Annotated in this window: 5 protein-coding genes; all 5 read right to left on the bottom strand. The window is 75.4% G+C overall.

Annotated features, from left to right (window positions below):
* Positions 1–134 precede the first annotated feature (134 nt).
* The 5 genes from AC230_RS19890 to AC230_RS19910 all read right to left on the bottom strand — a co-directional run bounded on the left by AC230_RS19890 (position 135) and on the right by AC230_RS19910 (position 26296).
* Positions 135–1844 (bottom strand): ABC transporter ATP-binding protein, encoded by a 1710-nt coding sequence (locus AC230_RS19890; protein ID WP_049717659.1) that lies wholly within the window; start codon positions 1842–1844, stop codon positions 135–137.
* On the bottom strand, positions 1837–3672 hold the full coding sequence (locus AC230_RS19895; RefSeq protein WP_053161283.1) for an ABC transporter ATP-binding protein: 1836 nt from the start codon (positions 3670–3672) through the stop codon (positions 1837–1839). The genes AC230_RS19890 and AC230_RS19895 overlap by 8 nt, the downstream gene beginning before the upstream one ends.
* Before the next feature lie 96 nt (positions 3673–3768).
* The gene (locus AC230_RS19900) at positions 3769–3978 is read right to left on the bottom strand and encodes an MbtH family protein (protein WP_049717660.1); all 210 of its coding nucleotides are present in this window, start codon (positions 3976–3978) and stop codon (positions 3769–3771) included.
* A gap of 71 nt (positions 3979–4049) precedes the next feature.
* Entirely contained in the window at positions 4050–13790 is a 9741-nt protein-coding gene (locus tag AC230_RS19905; RefSeq protein ID WP_049717661.1) for a non-ribosomal peptide synthetase, read from the bottom strand.
* A complete protein-coding gene (locus tag AC230_RS19910; protein ID WP_198535572.1) occupies positions 13787–26296 on the bottom strand; it encodes a non-ribosomal peptide synthetase in 12510 nt (4169 codons plus the stop codon). The genes AC230_RS19905 and AC230_RS19910 overlap by 4 nt, the downstream gene beginning before the upstream one ends.
* Positions 26297–26374: the final 78 nt, after the last annotated feature.

Raw genomic sequence — 26374 nt, forward strand, 5'->3', positions numbered from 1 at the left:
GCCGGGCGCGCGGCCCGGGGCCGGCGCCGTTCCGTCGGCGGCCCCTCGCGAAGGGGGTGCGCGGGGTCGCCGACGGCTCGTCATGACAGGTCGGAGGCGGACCCCCAACCAAGGTTAGGCAACCCTAACCTACATCATCGTGCATGCGCCATCCGCTTGACCACCCGTCCGTTCTCCAGGGCGACGACCCGGGGCAACCGCGCGATGGTGGCCGGCCGGTGGGCGATGACGATCAGCGTCCGGTCCGCGCTCATCCCGTCCAGGGCGTGCTCCAGCCGCTCGGCCGTCACCGGGTCGATGTCGGCGGTGGCCTCGTCCAGGACGAGCACCGCCGGGTCGGCCAACGCCGCCCGCAGCAGCCCGACGATCTGCCGCTCCCCCGCCGACAGCCGCCCGCCGCGCACCCCCACCTCGGCGTCCAGGCCGCCCAGGTCGCGGATCCAGTCCTCCAGACCCAGCTCGGCCACGGCCCGTTCCATGTCGGCACGGGAGGGCGTGGTGCGCACCAGCTCCAGGTTGTCGGCCACCGTGCCGGTCACCATGCGCACCTCCTGCGGCACCAGCACCACGCGGCGCCGCAGTTCGGGCTCGGGTATCTCCCTCAGGTCCACCCCGCCGAACCGCACGCTGCCCCGGTCGGGCGTGTAGAGCCCGCACAGCAGCTTCGACAGCGTCGTCTTGCCGGAGCCGGTCTCGCCGACGACGCCGACGCGGTCGCCCACGGGGAAGGACAGCGTGACGCCGCCGAGCACCTCGGTGCCGTCCCGGTAGGAGTAGCCCACGCCCTCGCAGCTCAACTCGGCGCGCAGCGGCACCTCCCGGGCCCCCGCCGCCGGCTCCTGGGAGGCCAGGGCGCGGTCGGTCGCGGCGAGCAGGTCCAGCAGCCGGGCCAGGCCCGTGCGCGCCGTCTGCACGTGCCCGACGAGCTGGGAGATGTCGGAGAACGAGTCGAAGAGGTTGCGGCTGGCCAGGATGAACACGACGACCGTGCCGACGCCGATCGCGCCGCGGGAGACCGACCAGCCGCCCACGAGCAGCAGCACCACCATCGCCAGCCCCTCGATGAGGCTGACCAGGTCGATGCGGTTCTCCACCCGGATCGCCCGCCGCGCGGCGCGCACCGCGAGGGCGTTCTCCCGGTCGAACCGCCGCATCCAGCCCGGCAGTCCGCGCCCGGTCTGCAGCGCCTCGCGGACGGTGAGGGTCTCGGTGAACGTGGCCGCCACCGTCGCCTCGGCCGCCGCCTTCCCGCCGAACGCGCCGGGCGCGTCCCGCCGGAACCAGCGCATCACCAGCAGCGCGGGCGGCACGAACACCGCCAGTTGCACCAGCGCCATCTGCCACGAGTACCCGAACAGCACGACCAGCGTGAACACCAGCGTGGCCACGGCCGAGATGATGTTGCGCAGGTGCATGCGCACGAACGACGCCAGCGCGGCGACCTCGCCGGTGGTGCGGCGCAGCAACTCGCCCGTGCGGTGCGACTCCAGGAAGCGCAGCGGCGCCGAGGCCAGGTTCTCCACGCACCGCTCGCGCAGCGTGCGCACCACGTTCTCGCCCGCCTTGGCGAGCAGGAGTTCACCGGCGCGGGCCAGCCCGAGCTGGACGACGGCCAGCGCCAGCAGGGCGCCGGCGGCCACCAGCAGGCCCCCGCGGTCCTTGGCGAGCAGGGCGTCGGTGGCACGTCCCACGAGCGGGGCCACGGCCACCAGGGCGGCGGAGTCGGCGAGTCCGACGGCGACGGCGACGGCGAGGCCCCAGCGGTGGGGACGCAGATAGGGGGCGGCCCGGCGGAGCACACGGCGCTCGTCGGGCTGGTCGTCGAGAAGGACCGGTTCAGCCACGGTCGGCCTCCGAGCTCGCGAGGGACAGGACGGCGTCACCGGAACGGTCCGGCAGCCGGACCACGCGGTCGGCGGCCTCCAGGACGGCCGTCCGGTGCGTGGCGAAGATCACGGTGCGGCCGTCGGCCCAGGCCCGCAGCCGCTCCAGCACCAGCTTCTCGGTCGTGGTGTCCAGGGCGGACGTCGAGTCGTCCAGCACCAGCACCTCCGGGTCGCCGAGCAGCCCCCGGGCGATGGCCAGGCGCTGGATCTGCCCGCCGGAAAGGGCCGTTCCGCTCTCGCCGAGCGGGGTGTCGTAGCCGTCGGGCATGGCGGCGATCTGGTCGTGGATGCACGCCGTCTCGCAGGCCGCCCGCAGCGCGTCGTCCGACAGGTCGCGGCCCAGCCGCAGGTTCTCCGCCACCGTCCCGGACAGCAGCAGCGGCCGCTGGGCCACGTAGCCGATGCGGCGGCGGACGTCGTCCAGCGCCGCGTCGCGCAGGTCGACGCCGCCGTAGCGGACGGCGCCGGTCGCCGGGTCGTCCAGCCGCGCCGGCAGCCGCAGCAGGGTGCTCTTGCCCGAGCCGGTGGCCCCGCGCACGGCCACGAACTCGCCGCGCCGCACGGTCAGATCGACGGGCGCCAGGACGGTGACGCCGTCGCGCTCGGCGCTGACCCCCGACAGCTCCAGGTCCCCGCCCGGGGACAGCGCGACGGGCCGCTCCGGGTCGGTGACGGTCGCGGGGATGGTCAGCGCCTCGTCGATGCGGGCGGCGGCCACGTCGGCCTGCCCCAGCTCGCGCAGCCGGTCGACCAGGACGGTCGTGGCCAGGGTGATGTAGGCCATCCAGGACGTGAAGTTGACGAGTCCGCCGATGGTCAGCCGGTCGTGGAGGACGGCGAGCCCGCCCACGCCCACACCGACCGCGACGGCCACCCGCGGCACGAAGGGGGCGACGGCCGCCCAGGACGCCTCGATGCGGGCTGCGACGACGGTCCGGTCCGTGACCTCCGCGCTGGTCCGCTCGTGCCGCGCCACCAGCGGGCGGTGGCCGCCGGTGCCGCGCAGCCCGGTGCCGAGCTGGAGGAGGTCGGTGACGGCCTCGGCGCGTTCGCCGTGCGCCCGCGCCAGTTCGTCGCTGGCCGCGCCGAAGCGGCGGGGAAAGTAGAGGTTGACCCAGACCAGGAACGGCAGCATGCCCACGGTCACCAGCAGCAGCATCGGGTCGAGGACGGCGAGCCCGGGCAGGACGACGACGAAGGTCGTGGCGAGCACCACCCACACCGCCAGTCCGTGCACCCATTCCCGTACGAGGTCCGTGTCCCGGGTGGCGCGCATGGCCAGGTCGCCGTGGCCGCGCGAGGCGAGCGCGGCCCGGTCCAGCACCGACAGGTGCTCCAGGAGCCGCGCGCGCAGGTCGGCGCCCACCTTGGCGTCGGCCGAACCGGACCAGAACTGCCAGCCGTAGAGCCCGGCGAACTGCAGACCGGCGGCGAGGGCCGTGGCCCCCGCCCAGAGCAGCAGGGCCCGGTGGTCCTCGTGCTGGATCCCGTGGTCGAGCGCGTTCTTGACGCACCACGGGACGGCGAGCAGCGAGAGCTGCCGCAGGCACGCGGCGGCCATGGCCAGGGCGACGGTGCCGCGGTGCGGGCGCAGGGCGCCGCGCAGCAGCCCGCGGGCGCGGGCCCGGCGCTCGGCGGAGAGCTCCTTGGGGCTCAGGTCCTCGTCGTCGAGCCGTTCGTCGTCCGGTGCGGGGGCCGTGACCTCCCGTTCCTTCGAGGGCTCGGTGCCCGGTGGCCGGTCGGCGGGGCCGGGATGCTGCTCCGGCTTGGCGGGTTGGGTGCTCACGACGTCAGGTTTCCGCTCTCAGCAGGTCGGTTCGGCCGCGCGGTCCGGACCGGGTGTCCCGGTCCGGACCGCGCGGTGCGGGGGTGCGGGGTCCGGTCAGGACCGGGCCACGAGGCTGGCCGGGCGCATGTCGGTCCAGTTGGCGTCCACGTAGTCGGTGCAGCCCTGGAGGCTGTCCTCGCCGTGGACGACCGTCCAGCCCGCCGGGACCTCGGCGAACGCCGGCCACAGCGAGTGCTGGTTCTCGGCGTTGACCAGGACGAAGTAGCGGCCGTCGGCGTCCTCGAACGGGTTGGTGGCGCTCATGGTGGTGCTCCTTTGTGAAAGGTGGTGCGGAAGTGGGTCAGGAGGATTGTGGGTTGTCTCGGCCGGCCGTGTCAGGAGGGATCCGTCGTCGCCTCCCCCGGACCGGAGCCGGTCCCGGTGCCCGGCCGCGCGGCGAGGAACGCCGCGAGGTCGGCCACGGTCGGCCGGGCCAGCAGGTCGGCGACGCCCAGGTCCGGGCCGAACGCCTCGCGGACCCCGTGCAGCAGCGACATGACCAGCAGGGAGTGCCCGCCGAGGTCGAAGAAGCTGTCGTCGATGCCGACATCGGGCAGTCCGAGGACATCGGCGAAGACGTTACACAGCGTCTTCTCGGTCAGGTCGCGCGGGGCCCGGCCGGCACGGCCGACGGCCATGTCCGCCGCGGTGGGCACCGGCAGCGCCTTGCGGTCGAGCTTGCCGTTGACGGTCAGCGGGAGGGCGTCGAGGACGACGAACGCGGACGGGACCATGTACTCCGGCAGCTCGCCCGCGAGGACGGAGCGGACGGCGGCGACGTCGATCGCCTCCGGCCCGGCCGGGACGAGGTAGGCCGCGAGCCGCTTGACGCCCGGCGTGTCCTCACGGACCACCACCGCCGCCTGCGCCACGGAGACGAGCCGCGTCAGCGCGTCCTCGATCTCCCCCGGCTCGACCCGGTAACCCCGGATCTTCACCTGGTCGTCCACCCGCCCCAGGAAGTCCAGCAGACCATCCCGACGCCACCGCACCACATCGCCCGTCCGGTACATCCGGTCACCCGGCGCACCGAAGGGATCGGCCACGAACCGGCCGGCCGTCAGCCCCGGACGGTCCAGGTAGCCGCGCGCCAGACCGACACCCGACACATACAACTCGCCCGGGACGCCGACCGGTACGGGCCGCAGCCAGGCGTCGAGGACGTGAGCGCGGGTGTTCCAGATCGGACGCCCGACCGTGGCCGTGTCACTGTCCAGCGTGCCGCCACCCAGCGTGTTGATCGTGTACTCGGTCGGACCGTACAGGTTGTAACCCATCACCCCCGGCGTCCCGCACAACCGCGTCCACAGCGACTCGGACACCGCCTCACCACCGAGCAGCACCAACGCCGGCCGATGCCGCCCCTCGTCCAACAGACCACACTCCACCAGCGCCTGCGCATACGACGGCGTCACATTGATGACATCGATCCTGTGCTCGGCGCAGTACGCGGCCAGCCCCTCGGCATCGCGGCGCAGCGACTCGTCCATGACATGCACCTCGTGGCCCTCGACCAGCCACAGCAGTTCCTCCCACGACATGTCGAAGGAGAACGAGACCGTGTGCGCGATCCGCAGCCGGCGCCCACCCACCGACTCCACCACCGGGCCGAAAATCGCCTCCCGGTGATTGAGCTGCATATTGGTCAGACCCCGGTACGGCGTCACCACACCCTTCGGACGACCCGTCGAACCCGACGTGAAGATCACATACGCCGCCGCATCCAGATCCACCACCGCATCCACCGACTCACCCGACAACGACGCCAGTTCGGCAGCCACCACCGGATCGTCCAGCTCCACGACGGGCACGCCCGCCGGCATCCGGTCGCGGACGGACGAGTGCGTCACCAGGACGACGGGCCCGGTCTCCTCGACCATGAACGCCAGGCGGTCCACCGGGTAGTCGAGCTCCAGCGGCAGATACGCCGCCCCCGCCCGCAACACCGCGAACAACGCCGCCACCATCTCCAACGACCGCGGCAACCCCAACGCCACCACACGATCCGGACCGGCACCCCGCGCCAGGAACAACCGCGCCAGCCGATTCACCTGAGCATCCAGCTCCGCGAACGACCACACCCGCTCACCATCCACCAACGCCACCACATCCGGCATCAACGCAGCACGCTCCGCCAGCAGGTGCGCCACGGACGCCTCGGGCAGGTCGTGCGCCGTGTCGGCCCACTCCCCCAGCACGAGGGTGCGCTCCCACTCGGTCAGGACGTCCAGCGCGCCGATGCGGCGGGACGGGTCCTCGGCGACCTGGGCGAGGACGGACAGCAGGCGTTCGACCAGGGCCTCGGCGGTGGAGCGGTCGTAGAGGTCGGTCCGGTACTCGAAGGCGATGTCGATCTCTTCGTCGCTCGGCGTCTCCTCGAAGTTGAAGTCCAGCTCGAACTTGGCGGCGCCCAGCTCGAACGGCAGGATCCGGCTCTCCAGCCCCAGGAGGCGGCCGCCGCGGCCGTCGTTGTTCTGGTAGCCGAGCATCACCTGGAACAGCGGGTGCCGCCCGGGCACCCGCGCCGGGTTGATCGCCTCGACGAGGCTGTCGAAGGGCAGGTCCTGCTGGGCGAAGGCCGCGAGGTCGTTCTCCCGGACGCGGCCCAGCAGTTCGGTGAACGTCGGGTCGCCGGAGAGGTCGTTGCGCAGCACGAGGGTGTTGACGAAGAAGCCCACGAGCCCGTCGAGCGCCGCGTCGGAGCGGCCGGCGACGGGTGCGCCGAGGGGGATGTCGTTCCCGGCGCCCATGCGGTGCAGCAGGGTTGCGACGGCGGCCTGGAGCACCATGAAGGTCGTGGTGCCGGTGGCCGCGGCGGCGGCGCGCAGCCCGCGGTAGACGGCCGGGGGCACCTGGGCGCGCACGGTGTCGCCGCGGTGGCTCGTGGCCTGGGTGCGCGGCCGGTCCGACGGCAGGGGCAGTTCCTCCGGCAGCCCGGCCAGCGCCCGCTTCCAGTAGGCCACTTGGCGGCTGTGCAGGCTGTGTTCGTCGGCGGGGTCGCCGAGGAGCTCGCGCTGCCACAGGGTGTAGTCCGCGTACTGCACCGGCAGCGGCTCCCAGGCGGGCGCGGCACCGGCGGCGCGGCTGGTGTAGGCGGTGGTGAGGTCGTCGATGAAGGGCAGCATCGACCACTCGTCGCCGGCGATGTGGTGGAAGAGGAGGACGAGGACGTGGTCCTCGGGTCCGGCCTCCAGCACCGTGACGCGCAGCGGCAGTTCGTGCGCGAGGTCGAAGCCGTACCGGACGGCCGCCTCGATGTCCGCGTCGAGCGTCGCTTCCGTGGTGGGAGCGGTGTGGAGCGCGTCGGCGGGGGCGGGCGGGTCGAGGACGACCTGGACGTCCTGTCCCTCGTACCGGCCGACGACCGTCCGCAGGCTCTCGTGGCGCCGGGTCACGTCGGCCACGGCGTGCCGCAGCGCGTCGAGGTCCAGCACGCCGGTGACGCGGACGACGAGCGGGACGTTGTACGTGGCGCCCGACGCGTCGAGGTTCTGGAGGTACCACATCCGGCGCTGGGCGTGGGACAGCGGCAGCGCGGCCGGCCGGTCGCGGCGGACCAGCGCGGGGCGTGCGTCGTCGGTGCGGGCGGTGCGCTCGGCGAGCGCGGCCGGGGTCGGGGCCTCGAAGAGGTCGCGGATGGAGAGGTCGGTGTCGAGCGCCGTACGGATCCGGCTCACCAGCCGGGTGGCCAGCAGCGAGTGGCCCCCCAGGTCGAGGAAGTGGTCGTCGGGGCCGACGGCTTCGAGGCCGAGCACCTCGCCGAAGAGGGTGCAGAGCAGGGCCTCACGCTCGGTGCGGGGCTCGCGGCCGCCCGTGCCGGAGTGCTCGGGGGCGGGGAGGGCGGCACGGTCGAGCTTGCCGTTGACGGTCAGCGGGAGGGCGTCGAGGACGACGAACGCGGACGGGACCATGTACTCCGGCAGCTCGCCCGCGAGGACGGAGCGGACGGCGGCGACGTCGATCGCCTCCGGCCCGGCCGGGACGAGGTAGGCCGCGAGCCGCTTGACGCCCGGCGTGTCCTCACGGACCACCACCGCCGCCTGCGCCACGGAGACGAGCCGCGTCAGCGCGTCCTCGATCTCCCCCGGCTCGACCCGGTAACCCCGGATCTTCACCTGGTCGTCCACCCGCCCCAGGAAGTCCAGCAGACCATCCCGACGCCACCGCACCACATCGCCCGTCCGGTACATCCGGTCACCCGGCGCACCGAAGGGATCGGCCACGAACCGGCCGGCCGTCAGCCCCGGACGGTCCAGGTAGCCGCGCGCCAGACCGACACCCGACACATACAACTCGCCCGGGACGCCGACCGGTACGGGCCGCAGCCAGGCGTCGAGGACGTGAGCGCGGGTGTTCCAGATCGGACGCCCGACCGTGGCCGTGTCACTGTCCAGCGTGCCGCCACCCAGCGTGTTGATCGTGTACTCGGTCGGACCGTACAGGTTGTAACCCATCACCCCCGGCGTCCCGCACAACCGCGTCCACAGCGACTCGGACACCGCCTCACCACCGAGCAGCACCAACGCCGGCCGATGCCGCCCCTCGTCCAACAGACCACACTCCACCAGCGCCTGCGCATACGACGGCGTCACATTGATGACATCGATCCTGTGCTCGGCGCAGTACGCGGCCAGCCCCTCGGCATCGCGGCGCAGCGACTCGTCCATGACATGCACCTCGTGGCCCTCGACCAGCCACAGCAGTTCCTCCCACGACATGTCGAAGGAGAACGAGACCGTGTGCGCGATCCGCAGCCGGCACCCACCCACCGACTCCACCACCGGGCCGAAAATCGCCTCCCGGTGATTGAGCTGCATATTGGTCAGACCCCGGTACGGCGTCACCACACCCTTCGGACGACCCGTCGAACCCGACGTGAAGATCACATACGCCGCCGCATCCAGATCCACCACCGCATCCACCGACTCACCCGACAACGACGCCAGTTCGGCAGCCACCACCGGATCGTCCAGCTCCACGACGGGCACGCCCGCCGGCATCCGGTCGCGGACGGACGAGTGCGTCACCAGGACGACGGGCCCGGTCTCCTCGACCATGAACGCCAGGCGGTCCACCGGGTAGTCGAGCTCCAGCGGCAGATACGCCGCCCCCGCCCGCAACACCGCGAACAACGCCGCCACCATCTCCAACGACCGCGGCAACCCCAACGCCACCACACGATCCGGACCGGCACCCCGCGCCAGGAACAACCGCGCCAGCCGATTCACCTGAGCATCCAGCTCCGCGAACGACCACACCCGCTCACCATCCACCAACGCCACCACATCCGGCATCAACGCAGCACGCTCCGCCAGCAGGTGGGCGACCGATGCCTCGGGCAGGTCGTGCGCCGTGTCGGCCCACTCCCCCAGCACGAGGGTGCGCTCCCGCTCGGTGAGGACGTCGAGGGAGCGGATGGTGGCGTCCTCGGCCGTGATGCGTTCCAGCAGGGAGACGAGGCGTCCGGCGTGTTCCTCGACCGTGGCGCGGTCGAAGGCGTCGGGGCGGAACTTCCATTCCAGGACGAGGCGTTCGCCGGGGTTGGTGGTGAAGATGAGCGGGAAGTGGGTGGCGTCGACGTCGGTGACGCCCGTCACGCCGAGCGCTTCTCCGATCCGGTCGCGTTCGTCCTGGTCCACGGGGGTGTTCCGGAGGACCTGGAGGGTGTCGAAGAGGCGGCCGAGGCCGGTGGTGCGCTGGATGGCGCCCAGGCTGAGCTGGTGGTGGGGCAGCAGGGCGGCCTGTTCGGCCTGGAGGCGGGTGAGGAAGGCGGCGGCCGTCTCGTCGCGGTCCAGGCGGACGCGGACGGGGACGGTGTTGAGGAACATGCCGATGGTCCGGTCGATGCCGGGGAGGTCGGCGGGGCGGCCGGAGACGGTGGTGCCGAAGACCACGTCCTGGCGCCCGGTGAGTCCGGCCAGCAGCAGGCCCCAGACGCCGGAGAGGACGGTGTTGAGGGTGAGGCCGTGGGTGCGGGCCCAGTCGGCGAGGCGGGCGCTGAGGCCGGCGGTGAGCTCGGTGCTGTGTTCCTCGGGCAGGAGGGAGGCGCGCTCGCGGGCGTGCGGGGCGATGAGGGTGGGTTCCTCGACGCCGGCCAGGGCCGCGCGCCACGCCTCCTCGCCGGCGGCGGTGTCCTGGCCGTGCAGCCAGGCGAGGAAGTCCCGGTAGGCCAGCGGTTGTTCGTCCGCGTCCGTCGCCGGGAGGCCGGCGCCGGTCACCAGGCCGTGGCAGCAGGCCAGGAGTTCCTGGAGGAAGAGGCCGGAGGACCAGCCGTCCCACAGCAGTGTGTGGTTGGTGACCAGGATGTGCTGGCGGCCGTCGGGGGTGAGGGCGGAGACCAGGCGCAGCAGTGGCGGGTGCGCGAGGTCGAAGCGGGTGCGGGCCTCGGCGTCCTGGAGGCGGCGCAGTTCGGCGTCGGCGGCCTCGGGGGCGAGGTGCCGCAGGTCGGCCTCGGTGACGGGGACGTCGACGGCGGCGGGGACGAACTGGACGGGCTGGTCGAGTCCGTCGTGGAGGAAGCCGGCGCGCAGGTTGGGGTGGCGGTCGAGGACGGCGGTGACGGCGGTGCGCAGGGTGACCAGGGGGACGGGCCGGCGCAGGGTGACGACGTCGCGGGAGGTGTAGACGTCGAGGGCGTCCTCGTCGTAGAGGGCTTCGAAGAGCAGGCCCTGCTGGAGCGGGGAGAGCGGCCAGATCTCGGCGCCGGCGGGGGCGGCGGCGCGGGCCTCCTCGCTGGGGGCGGGCAGTTCGAGGGGGGTGTCCGGCGCGGAGTCGCGGCCGGTGCGGGCGGCGACTCCGGCTGGGGTGCGGCCCTCGAAGACGTCGCGGGGGCTGAGGGAGAGTCCGGCGTTGCGGGCGGCGCCGACGAGGCGGATGGAGGTGATGCTGTCGCCGCCGAGGCGGAAGAAGTCGTCGTGGACGCCGGCCCGGGGCAGTTCGAGGACGTCGGCGAAGAGTGTGCAGAGCAGGGTCTCGGTGGCGTCGGCCGGGGCGCGGTCCTCGGTGCCGGAGGCGTACTGGAGGGCGTCGTCGGGCAGCGCGGTGCGGTCGATCTTGCCGTTGACGTTGAGCGGGAGGGCGTCGAGGACGGCGAAGGCCGAGGGGACCATGTACTCGGGCAGCCGTGCCTCGCAGGCGGCGCGGAGTCCGGCGGCGTCGGGGGTGGTGCCGGGGGCGGGGACGACGTAGGCGACGACGCGCTTGATGCCGGCGGCGGTGGTGCGGACGAGGACGGCGGCGTGGCCGACGTCGGGCTGTGCGGCCAGTACGGCCTCGATCTCGCCGAGTTCGATGCGGTAGCCGCGGATCTTGACCTGGTCGTCGGTGCGGCCGAGGAAGTCGAGGGTGCCGTCGGCGCGGCGGCGGACGAGGTCGCCGGTGCGGTACATGCGGCTGCCCGCGGGGCCGAAGGGGGCGGCGACGAAGCGGGAGGCGGTCAGGCCCGGCCGGTCGAGGTAGCCGCGGGCGAGCTGGACGCCGGCGAGGTAGAGCTCGCCGGGGACGCCGACGGGCACCGGGCGGAGCATCGCGTCCAGGACGTGGGCGCGGGTGTTGCGCAGGGGGCGGCCGACGGTGGGGGTGGTGCTGTCGGCGAGGTCGGCGACGAGGGCGTCGACGGTGAACTCGGTGGGGCCGTAGTAGTTGACGCGGACGAGGTCGCGCTCCTCGCGGAGGCGGGTCCACAGGGGTTCGGGCACGGCCTCGCCGCCGAGGAGGAGGACGCGCGGCCGGGCGTCGCCGTCGAGCAGTCCGCTGTCGAGGAGTTGCTGGGCGTAGGTGGGGGTGACGTCGAGGGTGTCGATGCGGTGCTCGGCGGCGTAGGCGACGACGGCCTCGGCGTCGCGGCGCTCGTGCTCGCCGAGGATGTGCAGTTCGTGGCCGCCGAGGAGCCAGATGAGCTGTTCCCAGGAGGAGTCGAAGGAGAACGAGGCGGTGTGCAGGGCGCGCAGGGTTGTGCGGCCGGTGGCGCGGACGGCGTCGGCGAAGACGGTGTCGAGGTGGTCGTGGGCGAGGGCGGCGAGGCCGCGGTGCTCGATGACGACGCCCTTGGGGCGGCCGGTGGAGCCGGAGGTGTGGATGAGGTAGGCGGGGTGGGCGGGCAGGACGGGGCCGCCGCGCTCGTCGTCGGTGAGCGGCCCGGCGGGCAGGGCCGCCAGGTCCTCCCGCAGGGCGGGGTCGTCCAGGAGGAGGACGGTGGTGCCGGGTCCGGCGGTCAGGCGGCCGGCGACCTCGCGGGTGGTGAGGAGCAGGGCGGGCCGGGCGTCGTCCAGGAGCAGGGCGAGGCGCTCGTCGGGGTGGTCGAGGTCCATCGGCAGGTAGGCGCCGCCGGACTTGAGGACCGCGAGGATCGCGGTGACGGAGTCGGTGGAGCGGGGCAGGGCGAGGGCGGCGGTGCGCTCGGCGCCGAGGCCGTGGGCGGCGAGGAGGCGGGCGAGCCGGTCGGCGCGCTGGTCGAGCGCGGCGAAGGTGACGGTGTCCGTCCGGCCGTCGAGGGCGGGGCCGGTGACGGCGGTGGCGTCGGGGGTGCGCGCGGCGCGGGCGGCGAACAGGTCGAGGACGGTGCCGTCGGGGACGGGGTGGTCGCCGCCGTCGGCGGCGGCGGTCAGCTGCTCGCGCTCGCCGGGCAGGAGGAGGTCGAGGCGGGCGAGGGGGGTGTCGGGGTGCTCGGCGAAGAGGGCGAGCAGGCGCAGGAAGCGGTCGGTGACGCGCCGGGCGGTGGCGTGGTCGAACAGGTCGGGGCGGTAGCCGAGTTCGAGGCGCAGGGTGGTGCCCGGCAGGACGGACATGGTCAGCGGGTAGTGGGTGGCGTCGCGGGCGCCGAGGCCGGTGACGGCGAGTCCGGCGCCGCCGGCGGCGAGGGCGAGCATGTCGTCCACGTCGTTGCTGCCTGTGTAGTTCTCGACGACGAGCAGGGTGTCGAAGAGGGGGCCGTCCACGGGGGTGAGCCGCTGGATGCCGGCGAGGCCGAGGTGCTGGTGGTCCATGAGGGCGGCCTGTTCGGCCTGGACGGCGGCGGCGGTGGCGGCGAGGGTCGCGCCGGGGGCGAGGCGGACGCGGACGGGGAGGGTGTTGATGAAGAGGCCGACCATGGTCTCGGCGCCGGCGAGGTCGGCGGGGCGGCCGGAGACGGTGGTGCCGCTGATGACATCGGTGGCGCCGGTCAGGGAGCCGACGAGGACGCCCCAGAGGGTGTGGGCGACGTTGCCGAGGGTCAGTCCGCGGCTGCGGGCGGCGGCGGTGACGGCGGCGGTCAGCGCGGCGTCGGCCTCGGCCTCGACCGTGGCGGGCTCGACGGGGGCGCCGAGGGCGGCCCCGGGGGCGACCGGATGGGCCTCGGTGACGCCGTCGAGGGCGGCGGCCCAGGCCCGGCGGGCCGCCTCGGTGTCCCGGGTGGCGAGGAGTTCGAGGTGGTCGCGGTAGGGGCGGACGGGCGGCAGGCCGGCGAGGTCGCCGCGCCAGCCGACGAGGCCGAGGAGCTCCCGCATCACGATCGGCATGGACCAGCCGTCGAGGAGCAGGTGGTGGCAGGTGACGACGAGTCGGGCGGTGCCGGGGCCCAGGCGCAGCACCGTGACGCGCAGCAGCGGGGGTTCGGCGAGGTCGAAGCGGTGGTTCCAGTCCTCGTCCATGGCGGCGCGGACGGCCGCGTCGCGGGCGGCGGCGTCGTCGGCGTGGGCGGTGAGGTCGAGTTCGCGCAGCGGGGTGTCGGTGTGGCGGGGGACGAACTGGACGGGCTCCTCGCCGTCGTCGTACCAGAAGCCGGCCCGCAGGTTGGCGTGGCGGCGCAGCAGGGCGTCGGTGGCGCACGCCAGGTCCTCGGTGGCCAGGGGGCCTTCGAGGTCCACGTAGGACTGGACGACGTAGACGTCGCGGGCGTCCTCGTCGTAGACGGCGTGGAAGAGGAGGCCCTCCTGGAGGGACGACAGGGGGTAGACGTCCTCGAGCGCGGACCCCGCGGCAGGGTCGTCGGCCGGGATCAGGTCGGGGGTGTCAGTCATGGGGGCGCTCTCGGGGTCGCGGGTGGCGGAGGTCTGCGGGGTCTGCGGGGTCGGCGCGGGGCCGTGGTGGTCGGTCATCGGCGCCTGCGCAGGCGGGCTTCGAGGCGGTCGATGCGCTTCTGGTCCATGGCGACCAGGCGCACGTCGGAGGGGGTGATGCCGCCGGCGTCGGGGGCGGCGGCGTGCCGGGCGAGGGCGTCGAGCGCGTCGAAGAGGCGCCGGGCGAGGGCGGTGACCTGTTCCTCGGTGAACAGGGCGGCGGGCCAGCTCCATTCGACGGCGAGCTCGGGCCGTCCGTCGGCGCCGGCGCGGACGACCGCGTCGAGCTCCAGCGGGTAGGGCACGGGCATGCCGGCGTCGGGGGCGGCGCCCTCGGTGACGGCGGCGCGTTCGGCGTCGGGGGCGAAGGGCCAGCCGGTGACGGCGCCCTTGTGGTCGGTGCGGCCGCGGTAGTTGAAGAGGAGCTGGGAGGCGGGCAGGGCGGCGAGCAGCGGGGCGGTCTGGGCGTTGAGGTGGCGCAGCAGGCCGTGGCCGAGGCCCCGGTCGGGGGCGGCGCGCAGTTGTTCCTTGACGAGCTTGAGGGCGTCCCCGGCGGGGCGTCCGCCGGCGAGGGCGCCGGCGACGTCGAGGGTGGAGACGTCCAGGCGGACGGGGTGGACGGTGGTGAACCAGCCGACGGTGCGGGACAGGTCGGGGGTGAGGCCCGCGGTGTCGCTGCCGCCGCGGCCGTGGCCTTCCAGGTCGATCTGGAGGGCGCCGGCGCAGGCGGCGGGCAGGGCGGGGTCGGCGGTGCGGCGCCAGTCGGCGGCCGCGAGGGCGAGTGCGGTGAGGAGGACGTCGTCCACGCCGGCGGAGTACGCCTGCGGCACGGTGTCGAGGAGGGGTGCCGTGCGGTCGGCGGGCAGGGTCAGGCGCAGGGTGCGCAGGGTGGCGGTGGTGTCGCGGCGCGGGTCGGCGGGGGTGCGGGACAGGGGTGCCCGCGGTCCGGCGAGGGCGGTGCGCCAGTGGCCGGTTTCGGCGGTGCGGGTGCGGCTGTGGGCGTGGTCCAGGAGGGTCGTGGCCCAGGCGCGCAGGGATGTGGCCTCGGGTTCGAGGGCGGGGGTGCAGCCCGCGGCGCGGGCGGTGTAGGCGTCGGCGAGTTCGGGGAGCAGGACGCGCCAGGAGACGCCGTCGACGGCGAGGTGGTGGATGGTCAGCAGGAGGCGGCCGTCGGTGCGGGGTCCGGCGTCGAGGTGGACGGCGCGCAGGACGGTGCCGTGGCCGGGGTCGAGGGCGGCGGCGGAGGCGTCGGCCTCCTTGGTGAGGAGTTCGGCGCGGGCGGCCGCGTCGAGTCCGGTGATGTCGGTGCGGCGGACGGTGGCCGGGTCGGTGACGGCCGGTGCCTGGCCGGCGGGCAGGATCTCCTGCGTCCACAGACCGTCGGTGCGGTCCAGGCGCAGGCGCAGGGCGGGGTGGTTGCGGGCGAGGTCGGCGAGGGCGGCGCGGAGGGCGTCGGTGCGCAGGCCGGCGGGGACGGTGAGGAGGACCGACTGGTTGAACCGGTCGACGGGGCCGCCGCGTTCGCGCAGCCAGTGGACGACGGGCAGCGGCGGCAGGTCGCCGTCGGCGTCCGGGGCGGGGGCGGCGGGCTCCTCGGGCCGCGGTGCGGGGGTGGCGCCGGCGGCGGCGAGGGCGGCGGGGGTGGGGTGCTGGAAGACGTCCTTGGCGGCGACGGTGAAGCCGGCCTTGCGGGCGGCGCTGACGAGCTGGATGGAGACGATGCTGTCGCCGCCGAGGGCGAAGAAGTTCTCGTCCTCGCCGACCCGCGGCAGGCCGAGGACCCGGGCGAAGACGGCGGCCATGGCGGCGGCCGGGCTGTGCTGCCGCTCGCTCGCCGGCTCCGCCGGGCGGGCGGGGCGGGCGGGGTCGGGCAGGGCCTTGCGGTCGAGCTTGCCGTTGACGCTCAGCGGCAGCGCGTCCAGCGGGACGACGACGGCGGGCACCATGTGCTCGGGCAGGCGGCCGGCGAGGGCGTCGCGCAGCTCCTGCGGCCCGGGCGCGGCGCCGGTGGCCGGGACGGCGTAGGCGACGAGCTGGGGGGCGCCGCCGGGGGCCAGCGGCCGGGCGGTGACGGCGGCCTGCGCGACGGTCGGCAGTGCGGTCAACGCGGCCTCGATCTCGCCGAGTTCGATGCGGAAGCCGCGGATCTTGACCTGGTCGTCGGTGCGGCCGAGGTACTCGACGGTGCCGTCGGCGCGGCGGCGGACGAGGTCGCCGGTGCGGTACATGCGGCTGCCCGCGGGGCCGAAGGGGTCGGCGACGAAGCGGGAGGCGGTCAGGCCGGGCCGGTCGAGGTAGCCGCGGGCGAGCTGGACGCCGGCGAGGTAGAGCTCGCCGGGGACGCCGACGGGCACCGGCCGCAGGGCCGCGTCCAGGACGTGGAGGCGGGTGTTCCACACGGGCCGCCCGATGGGCACGACGCCCGCGCCGGGCTCGGCCCGGTGGTACGTCACGTCGACGGCGGCCTCGGTGGGGCCGTAGAGGTTGTGCAGTGCGATGTGCGGCCACAGGGCGGCGAAGCGGTCCACGGCGGCGGCGGGCAGGGCCTCGCCGGAGCAGAAGACGCGGCGCACGCCCGCGAAGCCGGTGCGCAGGGCCTCGTCCTGTTCGGCCGCGGCGGTGAAGGCGGTGAGCATGGACGGGACGAAGTGGGCGGTGGTGACGCCCGTTCGGGCGGCCAGGGCGGCGATGTGGTCGGGCTCGCGGTGCCCGCCGGGCCTGGCGAGGACCACGGCGGCGCCGCTGACCAGCGGCAGGAAGAACTCCCAGACGGAGACGTCGAAGCTGGCCGGGGTCTTCTGCAGGATGCGGTCCTCGGGCCGGATGCCGTACTGCTCGCGCATCCAGTCGAGGCGGTTGACGATCGCCTCGTGGGTCACCACGACGCCCTTGGGGCGGCCGGTGGAGCCGGAGGTGTAGATGACGTAGGCGGCGTGGTGCGGCCGGGCGGCGGGCAGCGGGGTGCCGGCGGCCGGGGCCGGCGCGTCGGCGAGGACGACGGGCACGCCGTCCGTGCGCGGCAGTCGCCCGCGTTCGTCCGCCACGGTGACGACGCACACGGGTGCGGCGTCCTCCACCATGCCGGCCAGGCGGTCGGCGGGGTAGTCGAGGTCGAGCGGCAGGTAGGCGGCGCCGGACTTGAGCACGCCCAGCAGGGCCACCATCAGCTCGGCCGAGCGCGGCACGGCGACGGCGACGATCCGGTCGGGACCGGCGCCCTCGGCGGCGAGGCGGGCGGCCAGGGCACCGGCGCGCCGGTCGAGTTGACGGTACGTCAGCTCGACGCCCTCGTGGACGACGGCGGTCGCGTCGGGGGTGGCGGCCAGCCGCTCGGCGAAGCGGGTGACGAGCGTGCCCTCGGCCACGGGGTGCGCGGTGGCGTTCCACTCCCCCGCCAGGGCCCGGCTCTCGCGCGGGCTGAGGATGTCGATCCGGTCGACGGTGCGGGCGGGGGCGGCGAGGGCCTGGGAGAGGACGTGCAGGAGCCGGTCGGCGAGGAGTTCGGCGGTGGCGCGGTCGTAGAGGTCGGCGGAGTGGATGACGGTGAGGTCGGTGCGGTCGCCGTCGGCGGACTCGACGAAGGTGAAGGCCAGGTCGAAGCGGGCGGCGTGCAGGGGGTCGGGCAGCAGCTCGGTGCGGGCGCCCAGCAGGGCGTCGAGTCCGGCGGCCTCCTTGCGGTGCTGGACCATGACCTGGAAGAGCGGGTGGCGGCCGAGCGAGCGCTCGGGGCTGACGATCTCCACGAGGCGGTCGAAGGGCAGGTCCTGGTGGGCGAGCGCGCCGAGGACGGTGTCGCGGGAGCGGGCGACGAGCTGGTCGAAGGTGGGGGCGGCGGCGCCCTCGGGGGCGCTCAGGTCGTGCCGCAGGACGAGGGTGTTGACGAAGAAGCCGACGACGTTCTCCACGGCCTCGTCGGCCCGTCCGGCGACCGGGGTGCCGAGGGCGACGTCCCGCGCCCCGGCGAGGGAGCCGAGCAGCAGGGCGCCGGCGGCCTGGGTGACCATGAACGGGGTGACGCCGGTGCGGTGCGCGTAGTCGCGCAGCGCGGTGTGCAGGCCGGCGGGCAGGGTCAGCCGGACGGCGCCGCCGCGGCCGGTGGGCTCGGCGGGGCGCGGCCGGTCGGTGGGCAGGGCGAGTTCGCCGGGCAGGCCGGCGAGGCGCTCGGTCCAGTAGGCGGTCAGGCGGCCGCCCTCGGCGGAGCCGGCGTCGAGGAGTTCGCGCTGCCACAGGGTGTGGTCGGCGAACTGCACGGGCGGTGCGGCCCAGTCGGGGGCCTCGCCGCGGCGGCGGGCGGCGTAGGCGGTGTCGAGGTCGCGCAGCAGCACGCCTTCGGACCATTCGTCGCCGACGATGTGGTGCAGGGCCACCACCAGGACGTGGACGTCGCCGCCGGTGCCGAGGAGGGTGGCGTGGACGGGGGGCGCGGCGGCCAGGTCGAAGGCGCGGGCGCCGGCCTCGGCGACGGCCGCGTCCAGGTGCTCGGGGGCGACGTGCCGCTCCTCGAAGGGGACGCGGGCCTCGTCGGGGCCGAGGATCTTCTGGTGCGGGCGGCCGTCGCGGTCGGGGAAGACGGTGCGCAGCGCCTCGTGGCGGGCGACGACGTCGGCGAACGCGGCGCGCAGCGCGGCGGTGTCGAGGCCGCCGCCCTCGATGCGCAGGGAGCAGGGGATGGTGTAGGCGGTGCTGGGGCCGCCGAGTTGGTGGAGGAACCACAGGCGGGCCTGGGCGGGCGAGAGCGGTACCTCGTCGGGGCGCGGGCGGGCCGTGGGGCCGGGCCGGTCGGTGCCGGCGGCGTCGAGGCGGCGGGCGACGGCGGCGGGGGTGCGGGCCTCGAAGAGGTCGCGGACGGTGACGGGGGTGCCGAGGGCGGTGCGGACGCGGCCGACGAGGCGGGTGGCGAGCAGCGAGTGGCCGCCGAGGGCGAAGAAGTCGTCGTCGGGGCCGACGCCGGGCAGGCCGAGGATGTCGGCGAAGACGCCGCAGACGAGGGCCTCGCGGTCGTCGCGCGGGGCGCGGCCGCCGGTGGTGGCGAAGTGGGCGGCGTCGGGCTCGGGGAGGGCCTGGCGGTCGAGCTTGCCGTTGACGTTCAGCGGCAGGGCGTCCAGGACGACGACCGCGGAGGGGACCATGTACTCGGGCAGCCGTCCGGCCAGGGCCGTGCGCAGCGCGGCCGGTTCGAGGGCCGTGCCGGGCGTGGGGGCGGCGTAGGCGATCAGGCGCTTGACGCCGGCCGCGGCGGTGCGGGCGAGGACGGCGGCCTGGGCGACGCCCGGCAGGGCGGCCAGGGCGGCCTCGATCTCGCCGGTCTCGACGCGGAAGCCGCGGATCTTGACCTGGTCGTCGTCGCGGCCGAGGTAGTCGAGGGTGCCGTCGGGGCGCCGGCGGACGATGTCGCCGGTGCGGTACATGCGGCTGCCCGCGGGGCCGTGGGGGTCGGCGACGAAGCGGGAGGCGGTCAGGCCGGGGCGGTTGCCGTAGCCGCGGGCGAGGCCGGGTCCGGCGATGTACAGCTCGCCGGCGACCCCGGCCGGCACCGGCCGCAGGCGTGCATCGAGCACGTAGACGCGGGTGTTGGCGATGGGGCGGCCGACGAAGGGGGTGGGGCTGTCGTCGAGGGCGGCGCCGAGGGTGTCGACGGTGTACTCGGTGGGGCCGTAGAAGTTGTGGCCGATGACGCCCTCGGTCTCGCGGACGCGGGTCCACAGGGCCTCGTCCACGGCCTCGCCGCCGAGGAGGAACAGGACGGGCCGGTGGCCGTCGCCGTCGAGCAGGCCCCACTCGACGAGCTGCCGGCCGAAGGACGGGGTGACGTCGAGGGTGTCGATGCGGTCGGCGCGCAGCCGGGCGGCGAGGGCCTGCGGGTCGCGGCGCAACTCCTCGGTGTAGACGTGGAGTTCGTGGCCGCAGATGAGCCAGAGGAGCTGTTCCCAGGAGGAGTCGAAGGAGAAGGAGGCGGTGTGGGCGGCGCGCAGGCGGCGGCCGCCGGCCGCCTCGACGGCGCGGGCGAAGACGGTGGAGCGGTGGTGGTCGAGCATGTTGACCAGGCCGCGGTGCGGCACCTGGACGCCCTTGGGGCGGCCGGTGGAGCCGGAGGTGTGGATGACGTAGGCGAGGTCGTCGGGCGCGGGGCGGCGGAGGCCGCGGGGGCGGGCGGCGGCCTGCGGTACGTCCTCCAGGAGCAGCACGTCGGTCAGCGGCAGCCGTCCGGCCGCCTGACGGGTCGTCAGGCAGACGGCGGGTGCGGCGTCCTCCAGCATGGGGGCGACGCGCTCGGCCGGGTGGTCGAGGTCCACCGGCAGGTAGGCGGCGCCGGACTTCAGGGTGCCCAGCACGGCGGCGACGAGGTCGGCGGAGCGGGGCAGGGCCAGGGCGACGGTCGCGCCGGGGCGGGCGCCGCGCCCGGCGAGGCGGGCGGCCATCGCGTCGGCGCGGGCGTCGAGTTCGGCGTAGGTCAGGCGCTCGGTGCCGCAGACGACGGCGGTGGCGTCGGGGGTGGCGGCCGCCTGCCGCTCGAAGGCGTCGACGACGGTGCCGTCCGGGACCGGGCGGTCGGTGGCGTTCCAGGCGTGCAGCAGGGTGTCGCGCTCGGCGGGGGCGAGGATGTCGAGGGAGCCGACGGTGGCCCGGGGCCGCTCGGCCATGGCGGTGAGCAGGCGCAGCAGGCGGTCGCCGAGGTCGGCGGCGCGCTCGGCGGTGAAGGAGTCGGGCCGGTACTCGACGGTGATCTGCGGGGCGTCGCCGGGCAGGGTGAGGACGGTGAGCGGGTAGTGGGTGGCGCCGCGGTGGCCGATGCCGGTGACGCGCAGGCCGCCGGCGGTCAGCTCGTCGGCGTCCATGGGGTAGTTCTCGAAGACGAGGAGGGTGTCGAAGAGGGTGCCGTGCCCGGCGCGGGCCTGGATGTCGGCGAGCGAGGCGTACTGGTGGTCGAGCAGCCGGGACTGGTGGTCCTGGAGGCGGACGAGGGCGTCGGCGACGGTCTCGTCCTCGTCCACGGTGAAGCGGACGGGGATGGTGTTGCTGAACAGGCCGACGATGGACTCGACGCCGGGGATGTCGGCCGGGCGGCCGGAGACGGTGGCGCCGAAGACGACGTCGGTGCGGCCGGTCAGGCGGCCGAGCAGGATCGCCCAGGCGCCCTGGACGAGGGTGTTGAGGGTGAGGCCGTGGCCGCGGGCCAGCGCCGTGAGGGCGTCGGCGGTCGCCCGGGGCAGCGGGAGGTCCACCTCGCCGGCGCGGGTTCCGCCCTGCCCGGCGCCGGGGAGGGCGTCGGCGAGCAGGGTCGGGGCGGTCAGGCCGTCGAGGGCCTCGTTCCAGGCGGCGGTGTGGGCGTCGGCGTCCTGGCGGGCCAGCCAGGCGAGGTGGTCGGCGTAGGAGGCGGCGGGCGGCAGCGCGGAGGCGTCGCCCCCGGCCGCGTAGGCGGCGAGGATCTCGCGCAGCAGGACCGGGGTGGACCAGCCGTCCATGACGATGTGGTGGCGGGTCAGGACGAGGCGGTGGCGCGCGTCGGCGAGGCGCAGCAGGGCGCAGCGCAGCAGCGGCGGGCGGGTGAGGTCGAACGGCCGGGTGGCCTCGGCCGTTTCGATCGCGTCGACGGCCTCGGCGAGGGCGTCCTCGGGGGTGCCGGTCAGGTCGTGGAGCGTCCAGGGGACGGTGACCCGGGCCGCGACGGTCTGGACGGGCCGGCCGGCGGCGGTGTGGTCGAAGCCGGCGCGCAGGGCGGGGTGGCGGGCGACGACGGCGTCGACGGCGCGGCGCAGCGCCTGTTCGTCGAGGGGGCCGGTGAGGTCGAGGCCGGTGAGGGAGGTGTAGAGGTCGTCGGCGCCGGTCTCGTAGAGGGCGTGGAAGAGCAGGCCCTCCTGGAGCGGGGAGAGCGGCAGGACGTCCTCGGTGTCCGGGCGGGCGTCGAGGACGCGGTCGAGCGCGTCGGCGCCGAGGCCGGCGAGGGGCACGTCGGAGGGGGTGGGGCGGGCGGTGCCCGGTCCGGCGGCGTGGGCGGCCAGGGCGTCGAGGGCGGTGAACCAGCGGTCGGCGAGGTCGCGTACGGCCTCTTCGCCGAGGACGCCGTCCGGCCAGGTGAGCAGGACGGTCAGCTCCGGTCCGGCGGGCCGCTCGTGGACGAACGCGCCGATCTCCAGGGCGTGCAGCGCGGGCTGTTCCGGGTCGTGGGCGGCGCCGAAGGCGTCGCCGGCGGGCGTCCACTCGGCGTCGTCGGCGGTGAACCGGCCGAGGTAGTTGAACAGCAGCTCGGGCGCGGGGAGCCGGGACAGTTCGGCGCGGGCCGCGGGGTCGAGGTAGCGGAGGAGGCCGTAGCCGGTGCCGTCGTCGGGCAGGGCGCGCAGCTGCTCCTTGACCAGGCCGAGGGCGCGGCCCGCGGCGTCGCCGCCGGTGGCGGCGGAGTCGAGGTCGATGCCGTCCAGGTCGAGGCGGACGGGGAATTCGCTGGTGAGCCAGCCGACGGTGCGGGCGGTGTCGGCGCCGGGCACGAGGTGGTCCTGGCGGCCGTGGCCCTCCAGGCGCAGCAGCAGGTCGGTGCGGGCGGCGGGGCCCTGCCGGTCGCGGCGGCGGCCGGCGACGGCCAGGGCGAGGCCGGTGAGCAGGACGTGGTCCACGCCGGCGCGGCGCAGGGCGGGCACGTCGGTGAGGAGGGGGGCGGTGCGGTCGGCGGGCAGGGTCAGCCGCAGGGTGCGGGAGGTGGCGGCGGTGTCGCGGGCCGGGTCGACGGCGCGCTCGCCAAGCAGCGGCCCGGTGCCTGGGGCCAGGATGGCGCGCCAGAGCGGGAGTTGGGCCTGGACGGCGTCGTCGGTGACGGCGTCGTGGAGGCCGCGGGCCCAGCGGCGCAGCGGGGTGCTCGCGGGGGCGAGGTCGTGTCCTTCGTAGGCGGCGCGCAGGTCGGGCAGGAGGATGCGCCAGGAGACGCCGTCGACGGCGAGGTGGTGGACGGCGAGGACGAGCCGGCCGGGGGTGCCGGGGCCGAGGTCGCACCAGGTGGCAGCGAGGACGGTGCCGGCGGCGGGGTCGAGCCGGTCGGCGGCGGCGGCGCGCTCGCGCCCGAGGGCGGCGTCGAGGGCGTCGCCCGTGAGGCCGGTGAGGTCGGCGCGGTGGAGGGCGGGGGCGGGGACGGTGGCGGCGGGGCGGATCTCGGTGGACCAGGAGGCGGCGCCGGTGCCGTCCGCCGTCGCGCCGTAGCCGCCGGAGGGGTTCCCCGTCACCAGCCGCAGCCGCAGCGCGTCGTGCCGCTCCGTCAGGGCCGTGAGGGCGGTGGTCAGGCGTTCGGCGTCGAGTCCGGCCGGGACGGTGACGACGGTCGTCTGGGCGAACCGCCGCACGGGGCCGCCGCGTTCGCGCAGCCACTCGGTGATGGGCGTGGCGGGCACCGGCCCGTCGGCGTCCTCGCGGGTGTCGTGGGCGGCGCCGCCGTCGAGGCGTTCGGCGACGGCCGCGACGGCGGCGATGGTCTTGCGCTCGAAGACGACGCGGGGCGTGATGCCCCAGCCTGCCTGGCGGGCGCGGCTGCCGAGCTGGATGGCGGAGATGCTGTCGCCGCCGAGGGAGAAGAAGTTGTCGTCGGCGCCGACGGCGTCCAGGCCGAGGACCTCGGCGGCGATCCCGGCGAGGACGCGCTCGGCCTCGGTGCGCGGGGCGCGGGCCGCGGCGGCCGTGGCGGGCCCGGGGTCGGGCAGGGCCTTGCGGTCGAGCTTGCCGTTGAGGCTGAGCGGGAGGCTGTCGAGGACGAGGAGGGCGGGCGGCACCATGTGCTCGGGCAGGGTGGCGGCCAGGGCGGTGCGCAGCTCCTCGGGGTCGGGGGCGGCGCCGGCGGCGGGCACGGCGTAGCCGACGAGGCGGCGGGCGCCGCCGGGGGTGATCTCGCGGGCGGTGACGGCGGCCTGCGCGACGCCGGGCAGGGCCTCCAGCGCGGCCTCGATCTCGCCGAGTTCGATGCGGAAGCCGCGGACCTTGACCTGGTCGTCGGTGCGGCCGAGGTATTCGAGGGAGCCGTCCGGGGCCCAGCGGACGAGGTCGCCGGTGCGGTAGAGGCGCTCGCCGTCGCCGCCGAAGGGGTCGGCGACGAAGCGGGAGGCGGTCAGGCCGGGCCGGTTGAGGTAGCCGCGGGCGAGCTGGACGCCGGCGAGGTAGAGCTCGCCGGGGACGCCGACGGGCACCGGCCGCAGGGCCGCGTCGAGCACGTACAGCCGGGTGTTCCACACGGGCCGCCCGATGGGGACGGCGCCGGTGCCGGGCCGGGTGCGGTGGTGGGTGACGTCGACGGCGGCCTCGGTCGGGCCGTAGAGGTTGTGCAGCGGGACGCCGGGCAGCGTTCGGTGCCAGCGCTCGACGACGTCGCCCGGCAGGGCCTCGCCGGAGCAGAAGGCGCGGCGCAGTCCGGAGCAGGAGCCGGCGGTGGCGGGCTCCTCCAGGAAGGCGCGGAGCATCGACGGCACGAAGTGGACGGTGGTGATCTTCTGCTGGGCGATCAGCCGGGCCAGATAGGCGGGGTCCTTGTGGCCCTCGGGGCGGGCGAGGACGACGGTGGCGCCCTCGCACAGGGCCCAGAAGAACTCCCAGACGGAGACGTCGAAGCTGGCGGGGGTCTTCTGCAGGACGCGGTCGTCGTGGCGCAGCCGGTAGGCGTGCTGCATCCAGGCCAGGCGGTTGACGATGGCGCGGTGGGTGACGACGACGCCCTTGGGGCGGCCGGTGGAGCCGGAGGTGTAGATGACGTAGGCGGCGTCGTCGGGCCGGGGGGCGGCGGGTGCGGCGTCCGCGTCCGCCGCGTCCGCCACGTCCTCGACGAGCAGGGCGCGTTCGCGGGCGATGGCCGGGAGCCCGCCGGCGACGGAGGCGACGGTGACGACGCGTACGGGCGCGGCGTCCTCGGCCATGGCGGCGAGCCGGTCGGCGGGGTAGTCGGTGTCGAGCGGGAGGTAGGCGGCGCCGGACTTGAGCACGCCCAGCAGGGCCACCATCAGCTCGGCGGAGCGCGGCACGGCGACGGCGACGACGGTGTCGCGGCCGGCCCCGGCGGCGGTGAGCGTACGGGCCAGCGCCCCGGCGCGGGCGTCGAGTTCGCGGTAGGTGAGGGTGGTGCCCTCGAAGACGACGGCGGTGGCGTCGGGGGTGGCGGCGGTGCGGGCGGCGATGTGCTCGACGAGGGTGGCCGGGGCGAGCGGCCGGTCGGTGGCGTTCCAGGTGCGCAGGACCGTCTCGCGCTCGGCGTCGGCGAGGAGTTCGGCCGCGTCGAGGGTGAGGGCGGGGTCGGCGGCGAGGCGGGCCAGCAGGTCGGCGCAGCGCTCGGCGTGCCCGGCGAGGGAAGCGGCGTCGTAGAGGGCGGGGTTGGCGTCGAACTCCAGGTGGAGGATGCCGTCGGGGCTCTTGCTGACGGAGACCGACAGGTCCTCGACGGGCCCGGAGGCGAGGTTGACGGTGTGCCCGGGGATGCCCGCGAAGTCGAGGTCGAGGTCGAAGGGCTTGAGGTTGAGCATCGGCCCGTACAGCCGCTCGTCGCTGCCGACGAGGCCGAGGTCGCGGCGGATGTCCTCGCCGCGGTAGTGCTGGTGGCGGCGGGCGTCCTTGAGTTCGCCGGCGGCGCGCCGGATGAGTTCGGGGAGGGTGTCGGTGCCGTGGACGGCGAGGCGGACGGGCAGGACGTTGACGGCCATGCCGGGGACGCGGAGGGTGCCGCGGGCGCCGCGGGCCATGAAGTGCATGCCGAGGACGGCGTCGGTGGTGCCGGTCATGCGGTGCAGGTAGCCGGCGACGGCGGCGGTGGCGGCCTCGGCCCAGGTGCAGCGGACGGATGCGGCGGCGGCCAGGACGGCGGCGGAGCGCTCGGCGTCCAGGCTGGTGCGGTGGCGCAGGAACGTCCAGGAGGCCTGGGCGGTCTGCTCGGTGAGGCCCGTGACGCGCGCCCGGCCGGCGTGCCGGGCGGTCCAGTAGGCGCGGTCGGTGTCCGGCCGGTCGGAGGCGAGGTAGGCGCGGTCGGCCTCGACGAGGGTGGCGACGGGCTCGAAGGGGGAGGCGGGGACGTCCTCGCCGCGCACGAGGGCGGTGTAGACGGCGGCGACGCGGCGGGTGAAGAGGGTGACGCCGTAGCCGTCGACGACGAGGTGGTGGAAGTACTGGAACCACAGGTGGTGGCCGGGGGCGACGGTGACCAGCAGCGAGCCGGTGAGGGCGGGGGCCTCGCCGCCGGCGGCGTCGAGCCGCGGGGGGCAGGCGAGTTGGGCGCGGACGAGTTCGACGGCGGCGTCGACGGGGGAGGCGGCGCCGGTGGTGTCGAGGCGGGGCAGGTGCCAGGCGGCGGCGTCGAAGGGGACGGGCACCTGGACGGTGCGGCCGTCCTGCTCGGCGAGGCGGATGTGCAGGCCGTCGGCCTCGGCGAGGGTGCGGCGGAGGGCTTCCTCCAGGGCGGGGACGTCGAGGTCGCCCTTGAGTTCCACGTACTGGCCGACGTTGTAGCCGGGGTTCTCGGGGTCGATCCGTTGCGCCGACAGCACACCCTCCTGGGCTCGCGTGAGCTCCAGGGTCCGTCCTGCGTCGCTGGTCACCTCTGGCATGGCGCCTTCCGGGTCGTTCGTGGTGCGGGGAGACCGCCGGGCGCGGTGCGCGCGGCGGGGAGGAAGCGG

The sequence above is a fragment of the Streptomyces caatingaensis genome, from assembly GCF_001187435.1.
Lineage (GTDB): Bacteria > Actinomycetota > Actinomycetes > Streptomycetales > Streptomycetaceae > Streptomyces > Streptomyces caatingaensis.

Excerpts from the sequence above, each read along its gene's own strand:
- AC230_RS19900 (WP_049717660.1), bottom strand. The coding sequence starts at position 3,978 with ATGAGCGCCACCAACCCGTTCGAGGACGCCGACGGCCGCTACTTCGTC.
- AC230_RS19905 (WP_049717661.1), bottom strand. The coding sequence starts at position 13,790 with ATGACCGACCACCACGGCCCCGCGCCGACCCCGCAGACCCCGCAGACC.